Origin of the sequence: Aeromonas sp. R9-2 (genome assembly GCF_040908025.1) — a bacterium.
GTDB lineage: Bacteria > Pseudomonadota > Gammaproteobacteria > Enterobacterales > Aeromonadaceae > Aeromonas > Aeromonas veronii.
In genome coordinates, this window is the sequence record NZ_JBFOCX010000025.1 from 1 (window position 1) to 23,159 (window position 23,159).

General features: G+C 57.2%; 13 protein-coding genes. 4 read left to right on the forward strand and 9 right to left on the reverse strand.

Annotation, left to right across the window (positions count from 1 at the left end; genetic code table 11):
* The 7 genes from AB5Y71_RS12425 to AB5Y71_RS12455 all read right to left on the reverse strand — a co-directional run.
* On the reverse strand, window positions 1–2,242 hold a 2,242-nt coding region (locus AB5Y71_RS12425), incomplete at its 3' end, for a retention module-containing protein (RefSeq protein WP_368171706.1).
* Between the two features lie 263 nt (window positions 2,243–2,505).
* A complete protein-coding gene (locus AB5Y71_RS12430; protein ID WP_064341963.1) occupies window positions 2,506–4,431 on the reverse strand; it encodes an EAL domain-containing protein in 1,926 nt (641 codons plus the stop codon).
* 3 nt (window positions 4,432–4,434) lie between these two features.
* The gene (locus tag AB5Y71_RS12435) at window positions 4,435–5,187 is read right to left on the reverse strand and encodes a transglutaminase-like cysteine peptidase (RefSeq protein ID WP_005350994.1); all 753 of its coding nucleotides are present in this window, start codon (window positions 5,185–5,187) and stop codon (window positions 4,435–4,437) included.
* A 135-nt stretch (window positions 5,188–5,322) separates the two neighbouring features.
* Complete coding sequence (locus tag AB5Y71_RS12440; RefSeq protein ID WP_368171707.1) at window positions 5,323–6,648, reverse strand: TolC family outer membrane protein; 1,326 nt, start codon at window positions 6,646–6,648, stop codon at window positions 5,323–5,325.
* 37 nt (window positions 6,649–6,685) lie between these two features.
* On the reverse strand, window positions 6,686–8,119 hold the full coding sequence (locus AB5Y71_RS12445) for an HlyD family type I secretion periplasmic adaptor subunit (protein WP_005350982.1): 1,434 nt from the start codon (window positions 8,117–8,119) through the stop codon (window positions 6,686–6,688).
* Window positions 8,112–10,256, reverse strand: a complete 2,145-nt coding sequence (locus tag AB5Y71_RS12450; protein ID WP_043819335.1) for a type I secretion system permease/ATPase — start codon at window positions 10,254–10,256, stop codon at window positions 8,112–8,114. Before AB5Y71_RS12450 ends, AB5Y71_RS12445 begins: the two co-directional genes overlap by 8 nt.
* Before the next feature lie 377 nt (window positions 10,257–10,633).
* Complete coding sequence (locus AB5Y71_RS12455) at window positions 10,634–11,563, reverse strand: TIGR01212 family radical SAM protein (RefSeq protein WP_368171708.1); 930 nt, start codon at window positions 11,561–11,563, stop codon at window positions 10,634–10,636.
* Between the two features lie 611 nt (window positions 11,564–12,174).
* Between AB5Y71_RS12455 and gltB the strand changes: the two genes are divergently transcribed.
* The 4 genes from gltB (at window position 12,175) to AB5Y71_RS12475 (ending at window position 20,447) form a co-directional block, all read left to right on the forward strand.
* Window positions 12,175–16,632 carry a glutamate synthase large subunit gene (gene gltB, locus AB5Y71_RS12460; protein ID WP_279491076.1) on the forward strand — a complete coding sequence of 1,486 codons (4,458 nt, stop codon included), beginning with the start codon at window positions 12,175–12,177 and terminating at the stop codon, window positions 16,630–16,632.
* Window positions 16,633–16,644: 12 nt separating this feature from the next.
* On the forward strand, window positions 16,645–18,060 hold the full coding sequence (locus AB5Y71_RS12465) for an FAD-dependent oxidoreductase (protein WP_368171709.1): 1,416 nt from the start codon (window positions 16,645–16,647) through the stop codon (window positions 18,058–18,060).
* 342 nt (window positions 18,061–18,402) lie between these two features.
* On the forward strand, window positions 18,403–19,698 hold the full coding sequence (locus AB5Y71_RS12470) for a DEAD/DEAH box helicase (RefSeq protein ID WP_323917276.1): 1,296 nt from the start codon (window positions 18,403–18,405) through the stop codon (window positions 19,696–19,698).
* A gap of 98 nt (window positions 19,699–19,796) precedes the next feature.
* On the forward strand, window positions 19,797–20,447 hold the full coding sequence (locus AB5Y71_RS12475; protein ID WP_368171710.1) for a DUF2913 family protein: 651 nt from the start codon (window positions 19,797–19,799) through the stop codon (window positions 20,445–20,447).
* 94 nt (window positions 20,448–20,541) lie between these two features.
* Here AB5Y71_RS12475 and AB5Y71_RS12480 read toward each other — a convergent pair whose 3' ends face one another.
* Window positions 20,542–20,781: a FeoC-like transcriptional regulator gene (locus AB5Y71_RS12480; RefSeq protein WP_005350974.1), complete on the reverse strand. Its 240-nt coding sequence runs from the start codon at window positions 20,779–20,781 to the stop codon at window positions 20,542–20,544.
* Window positions 20,778–23,048: a Fe(2+) transporter permease subunit FeoB gene (feoB, locus tag AB5Y71_RS12485; protein ID WP_368171711.1), complete on the reverse strand. Its 2,271-nt coding sequence runs from the start codon at window positions 23,046–23,048 to the stop codon at window positions 20,778–20,780. The genes AB5Y71_RS12480 and feoB overlap by 4 nt, the downstream gene beginning before the upstream one ends.
* Window positions 23,049–23,159 lie beyond the last annotated feature (111 nt).

Sequence of the window (23,159 nt, forward strand, 5' to 3'; positions counted from 1 at the left end):
CCAGGGTCACTTCCCCGGTGGTCGGGTCAATGGTCAGGGTGAAGTAGTCCACCCCACCGGCGCTGCCGGTGATAACGTTACCCGCCTGATTGAGCACGATAGCCGCGCCCTGGCCGTTGGCGGCCAGCGGGTCGACTGCATACAGGCCACTCACCACGTCGCTGCCGGTCAGCGCCAGGCTGTAACCGATACTGCCTTTCCCATCCGCCCCGAAGGCTGACACAAACTGTGCCTGCACGTCACCCGCACTCAGGCTGGCACTGGCCACTCCGTCGCCGCCCACACCGCTCAGACTGGCCAGGCTTTCATCCACGGTCGCGCCCAGAGCCGGCGCTTTCTCTGCCAGCCCGGCACGCGGACCATCATCATCGAAGCTGAATACCGACCGCTCGCCCGCAATCAAACTGACAGTGGTACTGTCGGTCACGCTATCGCCATCTCCGTCCACACGGGTCACGCTGTATTGCAGTCCCAGACTGCTCTGCCCGCTGAGCAGCAGCGACAGTGATTCATCAAACAAACCGGTGTCGTCATGAGACAAAGCTTCAAACTGGGTGGTCTGCAGTTGGGATACCCCATCTACCTCCACAATCTTGATGCTGAAGACCACATCGCCGTCACCATCAACCCCTTGCAGCTCGGTCGAGCTCACCGCATTGAGGGTTATCGCACCACCTTTGGTGGCAAACAGGTTGGTGGCAATCCCCGCCTCGCCAATTCCGACAAAGCTGAAACTGCCGGTGATGCTACCTGCACCATCAGCACCGTAGCTGCCACTGCTGGTAAACAGTGACAGCAAACCACCTTCAATCGCAGTTGTAGCCCGGGCCAGTGCACCCTCTACGTCATCACTGACATAGCCGTCATTCACATCACTTTCGCTGTAGGTATCCTCTTTGCCAACCGTCTCGTCCAGACTGACCGACAATCCACCCAAATTAGCCTCTTCGGCCACCCCCACATCCTGGGTAGGCACATCATCCTGAATAACGATGTCCAATGTTGCGCTGGCTGTATCACCGTCATCATCAGTCAAGGTCACCGTTAGGCTCTCACCCAATTGCAGGTCAGAAGCGGGTTGTTGATGAGCTTCATTATCAAGGAGGGTATAGCTGTAGGAGACACTGCCGTTACCGGTAACGGGATCGTAGGTTATTGCGGTGATTTGCAATCCATTGCCCAGCGGTGTCTCAATGGATACAGGCAGAGCAACCACAGTGCCATTGCTGATCAACTGGATCACCCCGATCGCTAGCGTTTGCACGCCATCGGGGGCGCTGAAGGTAAACACTCCACCTTGAGTCAACGCTGTCGCATTGGGGGTTGAACCATCCGCCAGATTGGCATCACTGACCAACACCTCTCCCCCTTCTAGGGTAAGCCCATCAAGGCCAACCTCCTCATCTACCGGAGTAATGGAGATAACGAGTGTTGAAGTCACTGTATCCTGGCCATCAGTTACCTGATAGTTCACCGGGGGAACTGCACCATCATAGTTAGGAGCCGGAGTAAAGGTATAGCTCCCATCCGGATTGATGATCAGCGTACCCACTCCGGTAATGGTGGCAGCAACACCGGCAGGGACTCCGATATTGATACCCCAGTCATATGAAACGATAGAGGCATCAGCGGGTCCATCTGGATTGGTACTATTGTCGAGCAAATTCCCACTGACCTGAGTGTCTTCCAGGGTTACGGCGGTTTCGCCCAAATCATCAAGCTGATTTTCAAGAATCAAATCTTCGGCCTGATTTTCATTGATGACAGCGGCCGTATCGTAGGTGGTATCAAACCCTGCAGCCGCTATCGTGGCATCGCCAGTTCGATCAATTGTGACGAAACCACCATTACCACTGGCCCCCGCAACCCCACCAATACCGCCACCACCACCGGCCGCTGGAGCCCCACCAGCAGCAGAAGCCTCAAAGTTTTGAGTCGGGTCAACACCCTGCAGAATCGATTCTTGCAATGCGGCAATATCTGAAGGTGCGCCTTCCTGGCTGGCCGCCACTTGCGGTTGAGCAGGTTCAGCGGACTCGGAACCGGCCGGAACATCCGATGCTGGAGTATCGTCATAAGGGGAAAGAGCCAGCTTGGCGTCATCAGCTATGGCCAATTTTGCTCCGGGTTGGAGAATTTCCCCTTTTTGCAGAGGGCGGCTGCTTCCATCAGCCAGCACAATCTCCACATTGCCTTCTATAGCTGAGACAACCACGGACTTGTCGATGATTTGGGTACGCATATCCATTGCTCCAAGGTGACAGATCTTGATGTCTACACCGTAGAAGGAGATAGCGCGCTGTTCCGTTGCAAAAAAGCGTACGTTCGAGAGGAATTCAACAAATGGACGGAAAAAAATCGAAGAGTTGGAATTTCTTAATATAAATCAGAACCCTAGGCACAGCCCCATTCAAGGCTGACCTTGAGTTGGTTATAGAAAAATGGCGAAAAGAGAAGTGACTGGTATAAAAAAGGCCCCTATCGGGGCCATTTCCAGCATTTAGTTCAAGACAATGGGAAGGCAGGATGAACAAATCCCTGGTAACCATCGATATGCAACTTGGAAAGCAGTTCCACTTGATGTTGATCCTCGACACGGGTCGCAATGGTGGTCACACCGGCATTGTGTGCGGCGCGACACACTGCAGCCAGGAATGAGGTGTCAGCCCCCGGCTCCATGACCTGACTGGTATAACCGTGATCGACCTTGACATAAGCCGGCGACAGCTCCTCCAGATAGCCCAGAGACTGGAAGTGACGACCATAGTGGTCAACCCCCCACTGGAAGCCATGAGCTTGCAAGGTGCCAACCAACGCAGCTACGTTGTCTTTATGTTTCATGATGGCAGCTTCAGGTATTTCAAATAACAACCGCTCTTTGAGCTCTGCATGCTCGGTCAGATAGCGCGTCAGCCAGGTTAAAAATTCATCCGAGCAGAGCGAGCCAGCAGTGATGTTGATCGCCAGTACCAGATCAGACTGTTTTTGCAGTAATGGAACGCAAGCATCAAGCACCGCTTGGTCAAACTCGCCACCCAATTTGAACTGTTCAATCGCGGGCAAGAACTGACCTGCAAAATAATCAGTGCCATCCCGAGAGATAGAAGCAAACAGCTCGGCATGCAACCTTGCTCCATTATCAAACCGGCAAGCTGGTTGGGCTTTGAAGCGCCAAAGTTGTCGTGAAATGGCATCTTGTACCAGATCTCGCCAGGCCAAACGCCCCATCAAACCTTGCTCGGCCCCCCCTTCCATCACCACAGCACCACGGCGTTCATTGCGCGCTTTGCCAAGCGCATTATCGGCTTTGGTCAACAAGGCAGAGAGATCATCATTACCATCACGACCGGCAATACCGATGACGGAGAGCGCATCCCCTTCGCCCATTGGATTCACCACCAGATCGGCAATGCGGCTATTAATCACTTCAGCCAGCTCTTTTAGCTGAGTCAGATCGTCAGTTGGACAGAGCAGCGCATATTCCGTCGCGGAGATCCGTGCCAAGGCTGCGCCATCCCACCCTTTTAATTGCTCTTTCAAAGCCTGAGCTATCGATTTGACCATGTTGTCGCGGGCAGCAAAGCCTTCATCGCGATAGATATCATCCAGCATGTCGACCGCAACCAGCATGACGCCACCTTGGCCAGCCTCCGCTATCCATGCGTTTACCTGACCCACAAAATAGGCCCGGTTGCCAAGTCCCGATACGGCATCGACATAAACCCGCTCACGCAATTTCTCGGCCTCATCGGCTTGCTCTTTGAACTGCAACGCCAACTTGCTTGAGAGGGTGTTGATCGCCTGAACGACCTGCTTCAATTCATGAGTTTTAGGCTCCGGGATTGTATGACCGAAATGGTGCAGCTCAATCTCGACGGCTTGATCACAGATCTGTTTGAGTGGCTTGAGCAAGTAGTTGAGTGCTCTCATCAACAAAATTGTGGTGATCAAAAAGCCGACCAGAAACCAGCTCGCCAGCTCGCTCATCCCCCGCCACAACTCGTAATAAGCCTGGCCGGGGTGACCCACTACTTTTAATTTTCCAAGCTGCAACCAGCCAGACGTCAGAATTGACTCGTTGGATACCTCAGGAAACAGTCCCAAATTTACAAACCACTGCGGCACCCCCTGAATATTGTTGGTATTTTCCTGCTCGATGACATCCTTTGATGCCAGCAAATCCAAGCGAACCAATCGATAATAGCCACCATCAAAAATGGCCTGGATCACCGACTCGGCACCGACCTTGTCACCGTTTTCCAGATAGGGGGTGAGCGCAAGACCCAGCGAGGTTGCCGTATTGATGACCGTTGTTTCCTGTTGCTGCGCCAGATAAGTGCGGGTTGAATTGAATTGCACCCAGTATGTGGCCGCAAATAACAATCCAAACAGCAGCAGCATGGTGGCTAATAACTGTCGATAGAGCGTCATAGGTTAATCATCCAAATTCACCACAGGCCGAGCCAATCGCCCCGAGGTCATGCGATTGCGTAAATCATTCCATAATCCCAAGCGGGATGATTGACCAGCCAGTTCCCCTTGGCCTCGTGCCTTCATCAACCACAAGTGACTACCGTTAAAACTGTAAATAGGCACCAGATCACGCCGCTGTGTGGCAGGGCGTATCGAGCCTATCAAATTATCCAAAATCACCGGAACGGAAGAGGGTGTCTCATAATATGCCACCACCATGTGAAACTGGTTGTAATCAAGAGCCTTGACGTACACCATCCGCATTTTATCATCAGGGATCCCAAGCTCGAGCAGCGTAGAGTATTTAGCGATACTGAAATCTTCACAGTCTCCCCCAGCGGCTCCCAAAAATTCTAGCGGGGTTGCCCAATAATCCTTTTTGCGCCACAACTTGATATCGTCAATAAAACGCATCCGATTGAAAAAATTATTTACCCGCTCAAGCTTTTTTTCTTCGCTCAGGGCCCTGCCCTTCGTCTCCATGACCAGCATACGCCAACTGGTTACACGCTTGCCGGCTCTGGCGCCATAGGTCTGCTCCGCCCGTTTGATCAAGTTGAGATCTTCCTGTGGCAGAGGCTGACTGGCACAGAGCAGAAGTGAGAAGGGTAACAGCAGGATCCATAAGGAGTGGCGCAAAGCGCGTAGCGATCTGTATCTCCATTCATTAAGAAGATAACACCATCGGCTACCGGTTCCGCGCTGGAGTGTCACATCATATTCCTGCTGCATTATTACTGCTGCACTCCTCAAAGCTCGTACAACAACCTGCGTTAGCCAAACATGGTGACTGCCAGCTGCAATCACCATGTTGGCGTTCATGATCCCTGCGGGATCATGAACAAACGGTTATTGCCTGGCCTGCCATTCAGCGGGTTGTTTGACGCTAAATGCATTGAGCAGACTGCCTGTCGCGTTGAGAATGCGATAGTCCGCCAGCAGTGCATCATACTCGGCAGTGATGTAGCTGCGACGCGCCTCGAACAATTCGTTCTCGGTGTTCAATACGTCCAGCAATGTCCGTTGACCCAAACCAAACTGCTTCTTGTATGCCTGTACGGTGTCATAGCTGGCGTCAACATGCTCTTTCAGGAAGGTCTTCTGCTTGGCCAGCGACTCTTTCGCGTTCCAGGCCAGACGAGTGCCTTCCTCAACCTGGCGAAACGCATTCAAATGAATGTCTTTCGCCTGAGAGTAGAGCGCCGATGTTGCATTGCTCTCTGCCACATCAGAACCGCCACGGAACAGGTTGTAACGCATGCGCACCATTGCGGTCAGATCATCGTTGCGCCCTTTGACCGCATCGATATCCTCATTCCAGTTCTGATCGACCTCGAATGTTACATTGGGGTAGAAACCGGATTTGGCGCCTTCATGTTGATACTTGGCCGCTTCGATATCCTGCAGGGAAGAGAGCAGGGTCGGGTGGACTTCGGTCGCCGTTTTCAGCGCACTATCGAGGCTGGCCGGGATAAGCTCGGTATTGGGAACCGGCTGTACCAGATCTTTTGGTACCTCGTTCACGACACGAATAAATTCACTCTCTGCGTCGCGATAGTTGTTTTCAGCAGCGGCCTGATTTGAATAGGCCCGGGCAACACGACCTTCAATCTGGGTCTGATCCGCAGTAGAGCCAAGCCCTGAATCAGTCCGCTTGCTGATGTCGCTGCGGATCTGTTCGTGGGTTTCCAGGTTCTGTTTGGAGAGTTCCAGGATCTCCTGCTGGCGCAGCATATTGAGGTAGACCTCAGCCACCCGCAGCGCGGTGTTTTCTGCTTCGGAGATCATCGCCAGACGCTGGGCATTGGCTTCAGCTTCGGTTCTGGAGACGTTGTTGCTGACATCAAAGCCATCAAACAACATTTGTCGCAGACTGAGTCCAGCCTCTTTGCGAGTCATGGAATCATCAATATTGCTGTTGGCGCTGGCAGCGCGGGTAGAAGGGCTGTCAGTTTTTTCATAGCCTACGCCGCCACGCAGATCGATCGTAGGATAATAGCCCCCCTTGGCTCCTTCATGCTGATAGAGTCGTGCCTGATACAGATCAAACGCTTCCTTTATCTTGGGATGCGTAGCAAGTGTCTGTGCCACCGACTCTTCCAGAGTCTGGGCCTGACCCAAACTCGGGATCAGGATGCCGCCACTGACCAGCATGGCAACAATCGTTTTTTTCATGTTATCTCCAGTCATGTTTTGTTTTTAGATTGTTGGCTTATCGTTCTCTCAGTGCCGACTGCTTTGCCCGTAAAATCGGCTTAAGCAAATAGTCTAGGACACTTTTTTTACCAGTAATGATATCAGCACTGGCTAACATACCGGGGATGATGGGAAGTGCGTTAAGCTCATCGCCCAAGTAACTCTTCTCTGTTCGAACCCGAACCAGATAAAAGGAGTTCCCCTCCTCATCCTGGATCGAATCCGCACTTATCTGTTCAACCTTGCCATGCAATCCTCCATAGATTGTAAAGTCATAGGCAGTAATTTTGACGATGGCATCCAGCCCCGGTCGCAGGAAGGCGATATCTTTCGGTGACACCTTGGCTTCTACCAGCAAGGTATCCTCCAACGGCACAATCTCCATCAAATCCATGCCGGGCTGAACCACGCCGCCCAGGGTGTTGATCTTGAGTTTCTTGATGGTGCCCTTGAGCGGAGCAATCACGCTGGTCCGGTCAACCCTGTCTCGCAAGCCAACCTGCCCTTCTGACAACTGGCCAAGCCGCCCCTGCTTCTCATTCAGTTCAGTCTGGGAGTCTGCTCTGAACTTCAGCGCAATATCATTACGCTTGGAGATGGTCTCACGCAGTACCGAATTGAGTTTTGGGATCAGCAGACGGTTGCTCTCCAGCTCCCCCTGCATCTCGTTGACCTGCCGCTCAAGCTTGATTAGCTCCACTTGAGGCACTATACCTTCTTTCGCCAACGGACGGCTAATATTCAGTTCCTGTCTGGCCAGATCCACACTGCGATTCACAGTGCGGATCTTGGCATTCAGTTCAATCAGCTCCTGCTCTTTCTGTTCGATTTGCTGACCAAGAATATAGAGCTGGTTTTTCAGGTTATTTAGGCGATCCCGCTGTACAGACCGCTCACGGTGTGCGTATTCGGCAAAGACGGTTTCATAACCATCGGGGAACTGGATTGGCGCTTCGCCTACCACTACCTGCTCACGCCACCCCAGTGCCGGGTCGTTTTTCACCTCGACGCTGGCCATCTCGGCGCGCAGACGGGCCACATCCCCCTTGAGGGTGACGACCTCTTGCTCCCGTTCTCTAAAGTCGGAGCGGAAACGGGTGTCATCAATGCGCAGCAGCGGCTGCCCCTTTTCGACGATGTCCCCCTCTTTGACGAAGATCTCTTTGACGATCCCCCCTTCCAGGTTCTGGATCACCTGCAGCTGACGGGACGGAATAACTTTGCCCTGACCCACTGTGACTTCATCCAGTTCGGCCCAGGCCGCCCAGACGATGGCACTCATGAAAAAGAGGAAACAGCACCACAACAGGATGCGAGCTCCGGTCGGCGTGGTCAGCAGTACAGCTGCCGCGCCGTCATCGACAAACTCCAGATGCTCGGGTGCTGGCAATACCTCGCCGGAAGGCGTCTTTTTGCTGCGCTTGAACCAGTCCATGAGCCCCTTAACCATGGGACACCTCCTGCACGCGCACCTTGCCTTCCTTCAACTGCTGCAACACCACCTCTTTGGGGCCATCAGCAACGATCTGCCCCTGCTCGATAACGATCACTCGCGATGCCACATCCAGCATCGAGGTTTTGTGAGTGATGAGGATCAATGTGGTTTCCGGGCCCAGTCTGGCGAGCTCTTGCTTAACCTGCATCTCGGACTGGTTATCCATGTTGGAGGTCGGCTCATCCATCACCAGAATGGGGGGATCATTGAGCAGGGCGCGTGCCAGCAGGATCGACTGACGCTGGCCACCGGAAAGCTGACGGCCACCCTCGCCTATCTGCCGATCCAGCCCGTTGGGATCCCGGTTGGTAAAGTTGGTGACTCCCGCCCGCTTGGCTGCGCGCAAGACTCTCACATCATCCACCAGCGGATTACCCAGCATGATGTTGTCCCGCACCGAGCCAAAGAAAAGAATGACATCTTGCGGAACACAGCCGATATTGCGACGGATCACCGCTGGTGGCAGTTGATCGAGTTCAAAACCGTCGATACGTACCGAGCCATCGGTCGGTCGATACAGTCCCATCAACAACTTCTCGAGGGTCGTTTTACCCGCCCCAATCCGGCCGATAATCGCCACCTTTTCGCCCGGATGAATGCGCAAATTGATATTGTGCAGGGTGCTGGTTTCCATTCCCGGATATTTGAAGGAGACATTCTCGAATTCAATTCGACCGGCAATCACCGGATGATGAATATATTGCTTGCCCTCCTCCTGCTCACCCGGGGTTTGCATGATTTTTTCCAGAATATCCAGTGCTGACTTGGCCTGGTTATAACGGGTCGACAACACGGAGAGTTGTACCATGGGCGCAATGGCGCGACTGGAGAGCATCACGGCGGCAATCATGCCCCCCATGGTGACCAAACCTTCGGAGATCTGGTAAACACCGACGATTACCAGACCGACCGTCACCACCTGCTGGATATAACTGGCCAGCGAGGACATGGAGTTGGTAATGCGGCGGGTCTGTACGCCCCAGGTGGAAATATGGGAAACGGCCTGTTCCCAGCGATGCTGGAACATGCTCTCGGCGCCGAAAATCTTGACGGTTTCCAGCCCGGAAATACTTTCAATCAGGTTGGCGTTCTTCTGGGACGCAAGGCGTGAACCCTCTTCGATGGACTGCTTGAGGGGCTCCTGAATATAGAAGCTGTAGGCGATGAGGATCAGCATGGCGACGATGGGGACCACCACCATCACACCGGCAAACATCCAGATAATAAAAAGGAAGAAGACGGCAAAGGGCAGATCGATAAGAGTAGAAACCGTTGCGGAGGTGAAAAACTCCCGCACCGACTCAAATTCCTGCAGATGTTTGGCGAAAGCACCGGTGGAAGCGGGACGAGATTCCATCCGCATACCCATCACCTTGGCGAAAATTTTGGCGGACAGCAGCACATCAGACTTTTTACCGGCAATGTCGATAAAGTAACTGCGCAACTGCCGCATCACAAAATCGAAGGTAAAGACCACCATGGCCCCGACAGCCAGCACCCAGAGCGAATCAAACGCCAGATTGGGTACAATCTTGTCATAGACGTTCATGGTGAAAAGAGGGCTGGCGATGGCAAACAGGTTGATCAGAATGGAGGCGATCAGCACATCGCGATAGATGCCGCGGGATTCGAACAAGGTGCTCCAGAACCAGTGGCCATCACGGGTTTCAAGCACCTTGGGCGAGCGTTCGTCAAACTTGAACTGCTTCTTTACATAGAAGAGGCGCCCCAGATACTCATCACCCAACTGGGCTGCGGTCAGCCATTGCGCGGCATCACCGGCCTGCGGGAAAATCACTTTCCCCTGGCTGCGGTCTTCGTTCCACTCCAGCAATATACAGGCGCCACCACTGCGCATCTGCAATACACAAGGCAGCAGCAAGGGAGAGATATCAGCCAGTGGCTGGATCACTTCACGGGCGGATAACCCGCCCCGCTCGGCAGCACGGCAAAAGAGTGCGGTAGTCAGGCGTCCGGAGACCAGTGGCAACCCGGTCGTCAGGGCATCCTGACTGTTGGGCACACCATAAAAACGGGTCAAGAAGACCAGACACTCCAATAACTCATCAATACGACTTGTTTCTGCTTGCATAGCATCCTGTCACTGCATAAATGAGGTAGATAAGAGCGTTCATCGCTCATATTTCCCTGCTATAGCCACGCTAAAACCGAGTGGCCTTCCCGCTGATGAGACTGATCAGGGGATAAACCTGTCCAGATAGATCGCGACACTCATCCCCAATTTCCCGGCACAGCAGCAATGGCGGCATGATTCGTTATTGGTAAAAATAATCGACTCATCAACACCATGCTAACACTGCAACCAGGGTGAATGTCGGAGTTAATTGATAATGACATTTATTATGACGCACCACTATATCAACCGGCACGTACCAAAACTATAGTTTAGGGTATGAAGTTTTTTATATAACCCTATGTTTTACGTGAAAATAATAATCTGGTGCTCAATTATAGGTCAGGAAGTATGAAGGGTCTGCCCAACGCGTGACCTTGCGGGCCGCTCAATGAGAGTGCTTTGGCAATATCCGCCATGGCCGTCCAGCGATTTTCACACCAGGCTGGCGCCAACAGAGTTGGACGGCGCGCGGAGGCCGAAATCCGGTGATACACCACCTCGGGCGGCGTGTGCTGGATCATGGCAACGGCCGCTTCCACATACTGCTCCAGCGTCAATACCTCAAGGCGCCCCGCCTGCCACGCCTTGCCGAGAGTACTACCCTCAACCACATGAAGCGGATGCAACTTGATCCCCTCAACACCGGTCTCAACGATGCGATGCAGGGTATCGAGGCTGTCCATCGGCACCTCCCCCGGCAGGCCGACGATCAGATGAGCACATACCTTGATGCCGCGATGATGGGCACGTCTTACCGCATCCTCATAGGCGGCATAACCGTGGCCGCGGTTGATCCGTTGCAGGGTCTTGTCGTTGGCACTTTGCAGCCCGAGCTCCAGCCACACCTCGTAGCCCCGGGCCTGATAGCCCGCCAACAGATCCAGCACCGCATCCGGTACGCAATCGGGGCGAGTGCCCACGCAGAGCCCCACCATATCGCTCACTGACAGCGCCTCTTCATACATCCGCTGCAGATATTCGACCTCGGCATAGGTACTGGTATAGGCCTGAAAGTAGGCAAGATAGCGCTTGGCACGGGTGACTTCGTCCCGGCGAGCCAGCAGTTGTTGCACCACGGAGAGTTGCTGAGCCGACTCGTCAGCAAAAGAGGATACGTTGCAGAAGGTGCAGCCACCACGGCCCAGGGTGCCGTCACGGTTCGGGCAGGTGAAGGCCCCGTGGATGGAGAGTTTGTGGATCTTCTGACCATGACGCTGCTTGAGATCCTGACCGAATGTATTGACGAGTTCGTGTAACTGCATGACACCTCCGCTAAAGGAGCGCCATTGTACGAGCTTGCGCAAAACAGGGGCTGAGCTGGATCAAGCTAGCGGAGAGGGTAAAACATATAAATACCCGACCAATTTTGAATAAATATAGAGAAAAAGCGCAAAAAAAGGATTTTTACAGTTCTTTGACGATTCAAACAGTAAACATCCATATGAAAATGAGACCTGATAACCCACTGTTGAACAATGAAAAATTCAAAGAGACCCGACAGCACACAATTGCAAGCATGGGATATTGAAAATGTGATCACTTCCGCTCTAGGTAGCATAGGGTTGGTAAAATTACTACATTCGCCCATAGTCGACGAGCACACCATTGAGCCCGTCAATGGCGATATATTTAACCAACAAAATCAAACTATACAGAATAAACACTCCATAACTGCGAGCGAATCCCCCTAACCCGACATTTTGTTATGCGAATGTAACCATGAAGACAAACCTGACCTGCGATTGACCTCGCCAGAAAATCCCATTAGTTTGGAGATTCGCCACGTCAGGCAGACGGAACCACAAGAGCCAATCGCAATTTATGCAGTCAGGTGATGACTGTGCGATACAAGGCCGAGCAAGGGAGAAATGCAATGTCACTATATGATCCAAAGCTGGAGAGGGATAACTGTGGCTTCGGCCTGTTGGCCCACATGGAAGGGGAAGCCAGCCACAAGCTTGTCCGTCTCGCGATGTCAGCATTGGCTCGCATGCAGCACCGCGGCGGGATCTCCGCCGATGGCAAGACCGGCGATGGTTGCGGTCTGCTGCTGCAAAAACCGGACAGCTTCTTCAGAGCTGTCGCCGAGGAGAAGGGATGGCACCTTGGCCGCAACTATGCGGTCGGCATGCTGTTTCTCAACCCTGACCCCGTATTGGCCCAGCAGACCCGCGACATCATCGACGAAGAGCTGGAAAAAGAGACCCTGAGTCTGGTCGGCTGGCGCAAGGTGCCTGTCGATACCAACGTACTCGGTACTATCGCCAAAGCCTCCCTGCCCAGCATTGAACAGGTCTTTGTCAACGCCCCGCCCGGCTGGGTCGACAAGGATCTCGAGCGCCGCCTCTATATCGTGCGCCGCCGCATCGAAAAGCGCGTCAACGACGACTACTTCTATGTGGTCAGCCTCTCCAATCTGGTCACCGTCTATAAAGGACTGTGCATGCCGGTGGACTTGCCGCGCTTCTATCTGGATCTCGCCGACATCCGTATGCAGGCGGCCATCTGCGTTTTCCACCAGCGTTTCTCCACCAACACCAGCCCGCGCTGGCCGCTGGCCCAGCCGTTCCGCTATCTGGCTCACAACGGCGAGATCAACACCATCGCCGGCAACCGCCAGTGGGCCAAGGCGCGCAGCTACAAGTTTGCCACCCCGCTCATTCCCGATTTGCAGGAAGCGGCCCCGTTCGTCAACACCACCGGCTCTGACTCCTCCAGCCTCGACAATATGCTGGATCTCTTCCTCGCCGGTGGTATGGACCTGTTCCGCGCCATGCGCCTGTTGATCCCGCCTGCATGGCAAAAACACCCGAACATGGATGATGACCTGCGCGCCTTCTACGACTTCAACTCCATGCACATGGAGCCGTGGGACGGCCCGGCCGGTATCGTCATGACCGACGGTCGCTACGCCACCTGCGCACTTGATCGCAACGGTCTGCGTCCGGCCCGCTACGTCATCACCAAGGATAAGTTCATCACCCTCGCCTCCGAGGTCGGCACCTGGGACTACACCCCGGACGAAGTGCTGGAGAAGGGCCGAGTCGGCCCGGGCGAGCTGTTCGTGGTGGATACCAGCAACGGCAAGGTGTGGACCAGCTTCGAGATCGATGACGACCTCAAGAACCGTCACACCTACAAGCAGTGGATGGATAAACATTGCCGCCGACTGGTCCCCTTCGAGCAGATGGACGACAGCCAGACCGGTAGCCGCGAGTTCTCCGACGACCAGCTGAAAACCTATCAGAAGCTGTTTGGCTACTCCTTCGAGGAGCTGGATCAGATCATCCGGGTGCTCGGTGAAAATGGTCAGGAAGCGGTCGGCTCCATGGGGGATGATACCCCGATGGCGGTGCTCTCCTCCGGCCCGCGCACCCTTTATGACTACTTCCGCCAGATGTTTGCCCAGGTGACCAACCCGCCCATCGATCCGCTGCGTGAGAACCACGTGATGTCGCTGGCCACCTGTATCGGTCGCGAGCAGAACGTCTTCAACGAGACCTTCGGCCACGCCCACCGGGTGCTGTTCCAGTCGCCGATCCTGCTCTACTCCGACTTCCACCAGCTACTGGCACTGGAAGGTGAGTACTACCGTCATCAGGTGATCAGCCTCAACTTCAAGCCCGAAGAGGGGCTGGAAGCGGCCATCTTGCGTATCTGCGAGGAGGCAAAAACCGCCGCAAAGAGTGGCACCGTGCTGCTGGTGCTGTCGGATCGCGATATCAGCGCCGACACCCTGCCGATCCCGGCCGCCATGGCGGTGGGTGCGGTACAGCGCACCCTGGTGGACAACAACCTGCGCTGCGACGCCAACATTCTGGTGGAGACCGCAAGCTGCCGCGATCCGCACCACTTCTCGGTGCTGCTGGGCTTTGGCGCGACCGCCATCTACCCCTATCTCGCCTACGAAACCCTGGCCAAACAGGTTGAAGAGGGCGTGCTCACCATGTCCCTGCGCCAGGCCATGGTCAACTACCGCAACGGCATCAACAAGGGGCTCTACAAGGTGATGTCCAAGATGGGCATCAGCACGGTCGCCAGCTATCGCTGCTCCCAGCTGTTTGAAGCTGTGGGCCTGGCCAAGTTGGTGGTCGATACCTGCTTCCGCGGCGTTTCCAGCCGTATTCAGGGTGCCGACTTTGCCGACATCCAGCAGGATCAGCACAATCTGGCCCGTCAGGCCTGGCTGGTGCGCAAGCCCCTCCCCCACGGCGGCCTGCTCAAGTTTGTCCACGGCGGCGAGTACCACACCTACAACCCGGATGTGGTGCAGACCCTGCAAACCGCGGTGCGCTCCGGCAACTATGCCGATTACAAAGAGTACGCCCGTCTGGTGAACGAGCGCCCGGTTGCCACTCTGCGCGATCTACTGGCCCTGAAGAAGGTCGACAATCCAGTCGCGCTGGATAAAGTTGAGCCAGCCGACAAGCTGTTCCCCCGCTTTGACTCCGCCGCCATGTCCATCGGCGCCCTCGGCCCTGAGGCCCACGAGGCGCTGGCTGTTGCCATGAACCGCCTCGGCGGTCAAAGCAACTCCGGCGAAGGGGGCGAAGATCCCAAGCGTTTCGGTACCGAGAAGAACTCCCGCATCAAGCAGGTGGCCTCCGGCCGCTTTGGCGTCACCCCCCACTACCTGATGAACGCCGATGTGGTGCAGATCAAGGTGGCGCAGGGGGCCAAGCCCGGCGAGGGTGGCCAACTGCCCGGTGACAAGGTCACTGCCCAGATCGCCCAGCTGCGCTATTCCGTGCCCGGCGTGACCCTGATCTCGCCGCCGCCGCACCACGACATCTACTCCATCGAGGATCTGGCCCAGCTCATCTTCGACATCAAGCAGATCAACCCGAGCTGTCTGGTGTCGGTGAAACTGGTCTCCGAGCCCGGTGTGGGCACCATCGCTTGCGGCGTGGCCAAGGCCTATGCCGACTTCATCACCATCTCCGGTTATGACGGCGGCACTGGCGCGAGCCCCCTCACCTCGGTCAAATATGCCGGCTCCCCGTGGGAACTGGGTCTGGCCGAGACCCAGCAGGCGCTGGTCGCCAACGGTCTGCGCCACAAGGTGCGGCTGCAGGTGGATGGTGGTCTCAAGACCGGTCTCGACATCATCAAGGCGGCCATCCTCGGCGCCGAGAGCTTCGGTTTTGGCACAGGCCCCATGGTGGCACTCGGTTGCAAATACCTGCGGATCTGCCACCTGAACAACTGCGCCACCGGCGTTGCCACTCAGGATGAGAAGCTGCGTCGCGAGCACTTCACCGGCCTGCCGGAGATGGTGATGAACTACTTCAAGTTCATCGCCGAAGAGACCCGCGAACTGATGGCCCAGCTCGGCGTCACCCAGCTGACCGACCTGATTGGCCGCACCGATCTGCTGGAAGCCCTGCCCGGCCTCACCGCTCGTCAGGCCAAGCTGGATCTCTCCGGCATTCTGGCCCGTCCGGTTGCGCCGGCAGGCTCCAGCCTGTTCAGCCAGCAACACAACCCCACCTTCGACAAGGGGCCGCTCAACCTCAAGATGGTGGAAGATCTGCTGGAAGCGGTGGAAACCTCAAGCGGTGGCGAGTTCCGCTACGACATTCGCAACACCGACCGCTCGGTGGGTGCGCGCCTCTCGGGCGAGATCGTCAAACGTCACGGCAATCAGGGGATGGCGGCGGATCCGGTCAAGGTGCACTTCAACGGCACCGCAGGCCAGAGCTTCGGCGTCTGGAACGCGGGTGGCCTTGAGATGATCCTCACCGGTGACGCCAACGACTACGTGGGCAAGGGGATGACCGGCGGCAAGCTGGTGATCAAGCCCCATGTCGGTGTGGCGTTCAAATCCCATGAAGCGGCCATCATCGGCAACACCTGCCTCTACGGCGCCACCGGCGGCAAACTCTACGCCGCAGGCACTGCCGGCGAGCGTTTCGCGGTGCGCAACTCCGGCGCCCTGGCGGTAGTCGAGGGGATTGGCGACAACGGTTGTGAATACATGACCGGCGGTATCGTCACCGTACTGGGTCAGACCGGCGTCAACTTCGCGGCGGGCATGACCGGCGGCTTTGCCTACGTGCTCGACGAATGCGGCAACTTCGCCAAGCGCACCAACCCCGAGCTGGTGGAACTGCTGGACGTGGCGGATCTCGCCATCCATCAGGAGCACCTGCGCGGCATCATCACGGCGCACCTCAATGAGACCGGCAGCTCGCGCGCCGAGGAGATCCTGGCCAACTTCGACTCCTATGTGCCCAAGTTCAGGCTGATCAAACCCAAGTCCAGCGACGTGAAATCGCTGCTGGGTCACACCAGCCGTTCCAGTGCAGAACTCAGAATCCAGGCGCAATAAGGAGGGAACCCTATGAGCCAGAACGTATTTCAGTTTATCGATGTCCAGCGGGTCGACCCGCCCAAGAAGCCGCTCAAGATCCGCAAAATCCAGTTTGTGGAGATCTACGAGTCCTTCAATCAGCCGCAGGTACAGATGCAGGCGGATCGCTGCCTCGAGTGCGGCAACCCCTACTGCGAATGGAAGTGTCCGGTCCACAACTACATCCCCAACTGGCTGAAACTGGCCAAAGAGGGGCGCATTCTGGAGGCGGTAGAGCTCTCCCACCAGACCAACAGCCTGCCGGAAGTGTGCGGTCGGGTCTGCCCGCAGGATCGCCTCTGTGAGGGCTCCTGCACCCTCAACGATCGCTTCGGCGCGGTGACCATCGGCAATATCGAAAAGTACATCACCGACAAGGCGTTCGAGATGGGCTGGAAGCCCGATCTCTCGAACGTGGTCAAGACCGGCAAGCGGGTCGCCGTCATCGGTGCGGGCCCGGCTGGTCTCGCCTGTGCCGACGTGCTGGCACGCAACGGCGTCACCCCGGTGGTGTTTGACAAGTATCCGGAGATCGGCGGCCTGCTCACCTTTGGCATCCCCTCCTTCAAGCTGGAAAAAGAGGTGATGCAGCGTCGCCGCGAGATATTCCAGGGGATGGGCGTGGAGTTTCGTCTCGAGACCGAAGTGGGCAAGGACATCACCTTCGCCGACCTGCTCGGCGAGTTCGATGCGGTCTTCCTCGGGGTCGGCACCTACAAGTACATGAAGGGTGGCTTTGCCAACGAAGAGGCGCCGGGAGTCTATGATGCCCTGCCCTACCTCATCGCCAACGCCAACCGCTTGCTGGGCTTCGAGAAGGCACAAGCCGACTACATCGACTTCGCCGGCAAGCAGGTGGTGGTACTGGGCGGTGGTGATACCGCCATGGACTGCGTGCGTACCGCTATCCGTCAGGGAGCCGCCAAGGTGATCTGTGCCTATCGCCGCGACGAGGAGAACATGCCGGGCTCCAAGCGGGAGGTGAAAAACGCCCGCGAGGAGGGGGTTGAGTTCATGTTCAACCTGCAACCGGTGGCGGTCGAGCTGGATGCCCGCGGTCGCACCGTCGGCATCAAGGTGGTGAGCACCGAGCTGGGTGAACCCGATGCCAATGGCCGCCGCAACCCGGTGGTTATCGAAGGCTCCGAGCAGGTGCTGGCTGCCGATGCCGTGGTGATGGCGTTTGGCTTCCAGCCCAATCCCCAGCCCTGGATGGCGGAGTTCGGCATCGAGCTCGACAACCGGGATCGCATCAAGGCACGCGAGCAGGCGGAATATGCCTTCCAGACCAGCAACCCCAAGGTGTTTGCCGGTGGCGACGCGGTACGCGGCTCCGATCTGGTGGTGACCGCCATCTACGAAGGGCGCAAAGCGGCCGAAGGGATCATGGACTATCTGGCGGTCTGATCCGACCGACCAAGACCCTGATGCGCTTTCACAATCAGCCTCGCCAATGCGGGGCTGATTTTCTATGCGCGCTCACCAACCGCTCATACGCTCCTGGCAGCCGTGAAGATAACTAGATGCAGTGCCTTGCGGTGGCTCCTACACTGGGCAACTGCCACGGGAAAAACTCCAACCATTTGAGGCAGAATTTGTGACGTCTATCTGTTACACTTCGCGCCCGCCATTTTCCGGCTCACTCTCTGACTTGATGTCAGGCGCAGCCGTCGGTGGTTACAACCTCCGTCTCGCTCATGCCGAGCTAACCAAGCCAAACACAGCCCAGCTGGAACACAGGAACCCATTATGAGATTTGAATCGTTCGATTTTGCCCCCGAGATTTTGCGTGCTGTCTCAGATTGCGGTTATCAGGAGATGACCCCTGTGCAGCAACAGGCGCTCCCGGCCATTCGCCGTGGCCGCGATGTGCTGGCCAGCGCCCAGACCGGTACCGGCAAGACCGCCGCCTTCGCCCTGCCCATCTTGCAGCGTCTGGTAGACAATCCGGCTCCGGTCCAGCCTTCCAACGCCCGGGTGCTGATCCTGACCCCGACCCGCGAGCTGGCGGCTCAGGTGGCGAGCAACATCAATGACTTCGCCAAGTATCTCGATATCACCACCATCACCATCGTCGGCGGTGGCAAGCAGGACGTGCAGGCCAAGAAGCTCAAAGCGGGCGCTCACATCATTGTGGCCACCCCGGGCCGTCTGCTGGAGCACCTCACCGCCTGCAACCTCAGCCTCTCCGGCGTCGAGTGTCTGGTGATGGATGAAGCGGATCGCATCCTCGACATGGGCTTCAGTGCCGATGTGCAAAAGATCCTGCAAGCGGTCAACAAGACCCGTCAGAACCTGCTCTTCTCCGCCACCTTCTCCGATGCGGTGAAGAAGCTGGCCAACCTGATGCTGGACAGACCGCAGATCGTCAGCGTCAACAAGCAGAACTCCACCGCCGACACCGTCAGCCACACCGTCTATCCGGTCGAGCAGAAGCGCAAGCGCGAGCTGCTCTCAGAGCTGATTGGCAAGCAGAACTGGCAGCAGGTGCTGGTGTTCGCCAGTACCCGCGAGAGCTGTGATGTGCTGGTCGAGGAGCTGAACCTCGACGGCATCAAGTCCGCCGTGGTCCATGGCGAGAAGGCCCAGGGCAACCGTCGCCGCGCCCTGCGCGAATTCATGGAAGGCAAGGTACGGGTACTGGTCGCCACCGAAGTGGCCGCCCGTGGTCTGGACATTCCGGATCTGGAATACGTGGTCAACTATGATCTGCCGTTCCTAGCGGAAGATTACGTGCACCGCATCGGTCGTACCGGTCGTGCCGGCAAGCGCGGCATGGCCATCTCCTTCGTCAGCCGTGAAGAGGAGCGCACCCTGCTGGAGATCGAGGCCCTGATCGGCCAGAAGATCCGCCGCATCATGGTGCCTGGCTATGAGGTGAGCAGCCGTGACGAGCTGATCAAACAGCTGCAAGAGCGTCGTCGCTTTGGCAAGCGCCCGCAGCGTGAAGATAACGCCGTGGCCCAGGTGATGGCCGAAGCCAAGCTGCAGGGTCAGCGCCTCAAGCGTCTGGCTGCAGCCAAGAAGCCCCGTCAGCCGAAATAAGGCGGACAGTTGCTCTATTGAACCGCAAAGGCGCCACTGGCGCCTTTGCCATCTCTGTCATCGGTGTTGGCCCCTGGTGGTCAACTCAAGGATTGCTTATGACCTCTCCAACCTACAATCAGGCCCTGTTCGAGATGGCCACCCAGAGTCTGGCCGAACTGGCCCGCACCGCCGAGCAAAAGGCGGGCAAGCGCACTCCGGCGCAAGAGAGCCACTTTCTCTGCACCTGGATGGCCGACTCCCTCAAGGAGAAGCGCTTCTCCCGTCTGGTGATGGAAGATTTGAAAGCTTGGGTGCAGCTTGGCCGCACGCTGGGCGCGGGCGCCGATCTCAAGGGATTGCTTGAGCGCATCGCCTTCCAATACCAGTGCGCCATGATCAATCCGCAGCAACTGGGGGCCAAGCTGGCGGCCCTGCTGGAGGAGCTGGCAACGGCAGGCTGGCTGGTGCTGACCGAGAGCGAGGTGAACGCCAAGCTGCGCCTGCAATCGGGCGGTCAGGCGAGTCTGGTGGTAAGCCATAGCGAATATGAAGGCCATATCGAGGACGGTGAGCTTGTCAAACCCCTCACCCTCTATGTGCGCGGTGACGAGAAGGTGCTGGCTGAGGCGGCCTTCAAACACGGCCTGCTGCTGAGCCAAGGCAACAAGAAAACCACCCTGGTCAAACACCACAAAGCCTACCGGCTGATGCCGGACAACGCCCAACCGGCGCTGGCACTGCTGAGCGAGGCTCGCCAGAGCGCCTGATCCCGCCAGTGTGCAGCAATAAAAACGGCAGACCCTTGTGCAGGGTCTGCCGTTTTTTATTGTTCGATCTTTGGTGATGAGGTTGGGTAGTCGTTTAGCGGATCTTGATGCCAATCTGACCCGCGTCACACCACTCGAACATCACCTCCTCGCTCTTGCCGCAGCAACTGCCACCACAGACCCGGCTTTCACGCTTGATGACCCGCCCCTTGCGCATCCAGACGCCGAGCATGGCCTCCACCGCATCTTCCGAGGTGTGGAAGTGGCGAGCCAGATCACGCCGGCTCACCTTCTGCTGCGCGGCGAGGTAATCCCCCAGCTCGCGCAGGATCATAAGGTCACCACCTTGCGGGCAACGATGTCACCGTGACGGCGACCGGCCCACCAGAGCAGTACCAGAGAGAGGCCGTAGCTGACAATCCAGAACAGGCTCTGCTCCGGGTGAGCGGCAAAGGTGGCCACCTGATAGAAGAGGGTGGCGCACATAAAGGCCATGTAATTGCACCATACCGCCGTCATCAGCGCCCACTGGCGACCGGTTTCCCGCACCAGCGCGCCCATGGCGGCGGCGCAGGGCATGTAGAGCAACACGAACAGCAAGTAGGAGAAGGCACCGGCCGCCCCGTCGAAGTGGGTCTGCATGTTGCCGTAGGTGGAAACATCGACCTCCTGCGCTTCGGCGGCAGCTTTCTGGTCGTCAAGGTTGCCAACATCAAGCCCCATGGGGTCGCTCGGGTTGATCTCCGCCAGATTGGCCGCCACAGCGTCGATCGCCTCGTGGAAACTGGCCACCAGCGAGAACTCGCTCTCCTCCTCTGCATCGCCACCACCGGCGTAGAGGCTGTTGAGGGTTCCGACCACCGCCTCTTTGGCGAAGATACCGGTGACGATACCGACCGTGGCCTGCCAGTTGTCATCGCGTACACCGATGGGGTGCAGCACCGGGGTCACCGCCTGGCTGATCTTGCTCAGCACCGAGCTCTCCTGCTCCTGATGGCCGAAGCTGCCATCGGTACCCAGGGAATTGAGCACGCTCAGCACGGCAACCACCAGCACGATGGTTTTACCGGCGCCAAAGACGAAGGATTTAAGCTTCTGCCAGGTCTTGATGGCAACGTTGACCGGACGCGGCCACTCGTAATCCGGCATCTCCATCAGCATGGAGTCGCTCTTGCCCGGCAGCAGGGTGCTGCGCAGCAACAGGCCGGTGAGCACCGCCACCAGAATGCCGATGAGGTAGAGACCGAACACCAGGTTCTGACCTGACTCGGGGAAGAAAGCCACCGCAAACAGGGCGTAAACCGGCAGACGGGCACCGCACGACATGAAGGGGGCCATGGCGGAGGTCATCAGCCGCTCCCGCTCGGAGTTGAGGGTACGGGTCGCCATCACTGAGGGGACGGTACAACCAAAGCCCATCAGCATCGGCACGAACGCCTTGCCCGGCAGGCCGAGGCGGCGCATCAGGGCATCCACCACGAAGGCGGCACGGGCCAGATAGCCGGAGCTCTCGAGCACCGCGAGGAACAGATAGAGGCAGCCAATCACCGGAATAAAGGTGGCCACGGTCTGCAAACCAACGCCGAAGCCGTCTGCCAGAATGGCGCCCAGCCACTCGGGGGCATTGACCAGCCCCAGCAGGTGGTGCACCCCATCGACAAACAGGGCGCCGCCCATGATGTCAAAGAAGTCGATAAAGGCGCTGCCGACGTTGATGGCAAACAGGAACATCAGGTACATGACAAACAGGAAGAAGGGGATGCCAATCCAGCGATTGAGCAGCACCCGATCCAGCCACTCGCTCTGGGCCTCGGTGAGCTTGCCCTTCTGCTGACGAGCCTGTTGTACCCACTGGTGGATATGGCCGTAGCGAATATCCGCCAGTTGCAGGTCGATATCCTGTCCCTGATGGGCGCGAGCCACTACATTGGCGGCGGCCGCCTGCTGACCGGGCAGCAGGGTCTCCTGCATCACCGCATCCTCTTCCAGCAGGCGCAGGGCGCGGCCACGGGTAGTGAGGTGATGCGGGGCGAGCAGGGTCTCCAGCTCCGCCAGATCGGTTTCAAGCGCGTGGCCGTAATCGAGCTGCAAGGCGGCTTGCGGCTGACCGATAAACTGCCGGATCTGCTGCTTGAAGGCGGCAACCTGCTTGCTGTTGTGGGCAGAGAGGGCCACCACCGGGCAACCGAGGGATTTGCCGAGCTTGCTCTCGTCGATGACGATGCGGCGCTTTTGCAGGATATCCAGCTTGTTGAGCACCACCACCATCGGCAGGCCCAGTTCGCGCAGTTGCAGCGTGAGGTAGAGGGAGCGCTCCAGATTGGCGGCGTCGATGACGTTGAGCAGCAGGTCGGGCTGTTGGCCCTGGGCAAAGCGACTGGCGATCTGCTCGTCCAGACTGCCATCCTGACTGGCCAGGCTATAGATGCCGGGCAGATCCATCAGCTTGAAGTGATGCTCACCCGCGCTGAACTCACCCATCTTCTTGTCGACGGTGACACCACTCCAGTTGCCTACCTGCTGGCGGGCACCGGTCAGGGCGTTGAACAGGGAGGTCTTGCCGCTATTGGGGTTACCTACCGTTACCAGGGAATAATTCATACCAGCTCTACCTCTATTTTCTTCTGAACCCGCCGCGTGCGTGTGGCAAGCCGCTTTGCAGGTTCGACTTCTTGTCTCTGAACCGCTCCCGGTGACTTTCTTGACCGGAGC

Excerpts from the sequence above, each read along its gene's own strand:
- AB5Y71_RS12430 (WP_064341963.1), bottom strand. The coding sequence starts at position 4,431 with ATGACGCTCTATCGACAGTTATTAGCCACCATGCTGCTGCTGTTTGGA.
- AB5Y71_RS12440 (WP_368171707.1), bottom strand. The coding sequence starts at position 6,648 with ATGAAAAAAACGATTGTTGCCATGCTGGTCAGTGGCGGCATCCTGATC.
- AB5Y71_RS12445 (WP_005350982.1), bottom strand. The coding sequence starts at position 8,119 with ATGGTTAAGGGGCTCATGGACTGGTTCAAGCGCAGCAAAAAGACGCCT.
- AB5Y71_RS12450 (WP_043819335.1), bottom strand. The coding sequence starts at position 10,256 with ATGCAAGCAGAAACAAGTCGTATTGATGAGTTATTGGAGTGTCTGGTC.
- AB5Y71_RS12455 (WP_368171708.1), bottom strand. The coding sequence starts at position 11,563 with ATGCAGTTACACGAACTCGTCAATACATTCGGTCAGGATCTCAAGCAG.
- gltB (WP_279491076.1), top strand. The coding sequence starts at position 12,175 with ATGTCACTATATGATCCAAAGCTGGAGAGGGATAACTGTGGCTTCGGC.
- AB5Y71_RS12465 (WP_368171709.1), top strand. The coding sequence starts at position 16,645 with ATGAGCCAGAACGTATTTCAGTTTATCGATGTCCAGCGGGTCGACCCG.
- AB5Y71_RS12470 (WP_323917276.1), top strand. The coding sequence starts at position 18,403 with ATGAGATTTGAATCGTTCGATTTTGCCCCCGAGATTTTGCGTGCTGTC.
- AB5Y71_RS12475 (WP_368171710.1), top strand. The coding sequence starts at position 19,797 with ATGACCTCTCCAACCTACAATCAGGCCCTGTTCGAGATGGCCACCCAG.
- AB5Y71_RS12480 (WP_005350974.1), bottom strand. The coding sequence starts at position 20,781 with ATGATCCTGCGCGAGCTGGGGGATTACCTCGCCGCGCAGCAGAAGGTG.
- feoB (WP_368171711.1), bottom strand. The coding sequence starts at position 23,048 with ATGAATTATTCCCTGGTAACGGTAGGTAACCCCAATAGCGGCAAGACC.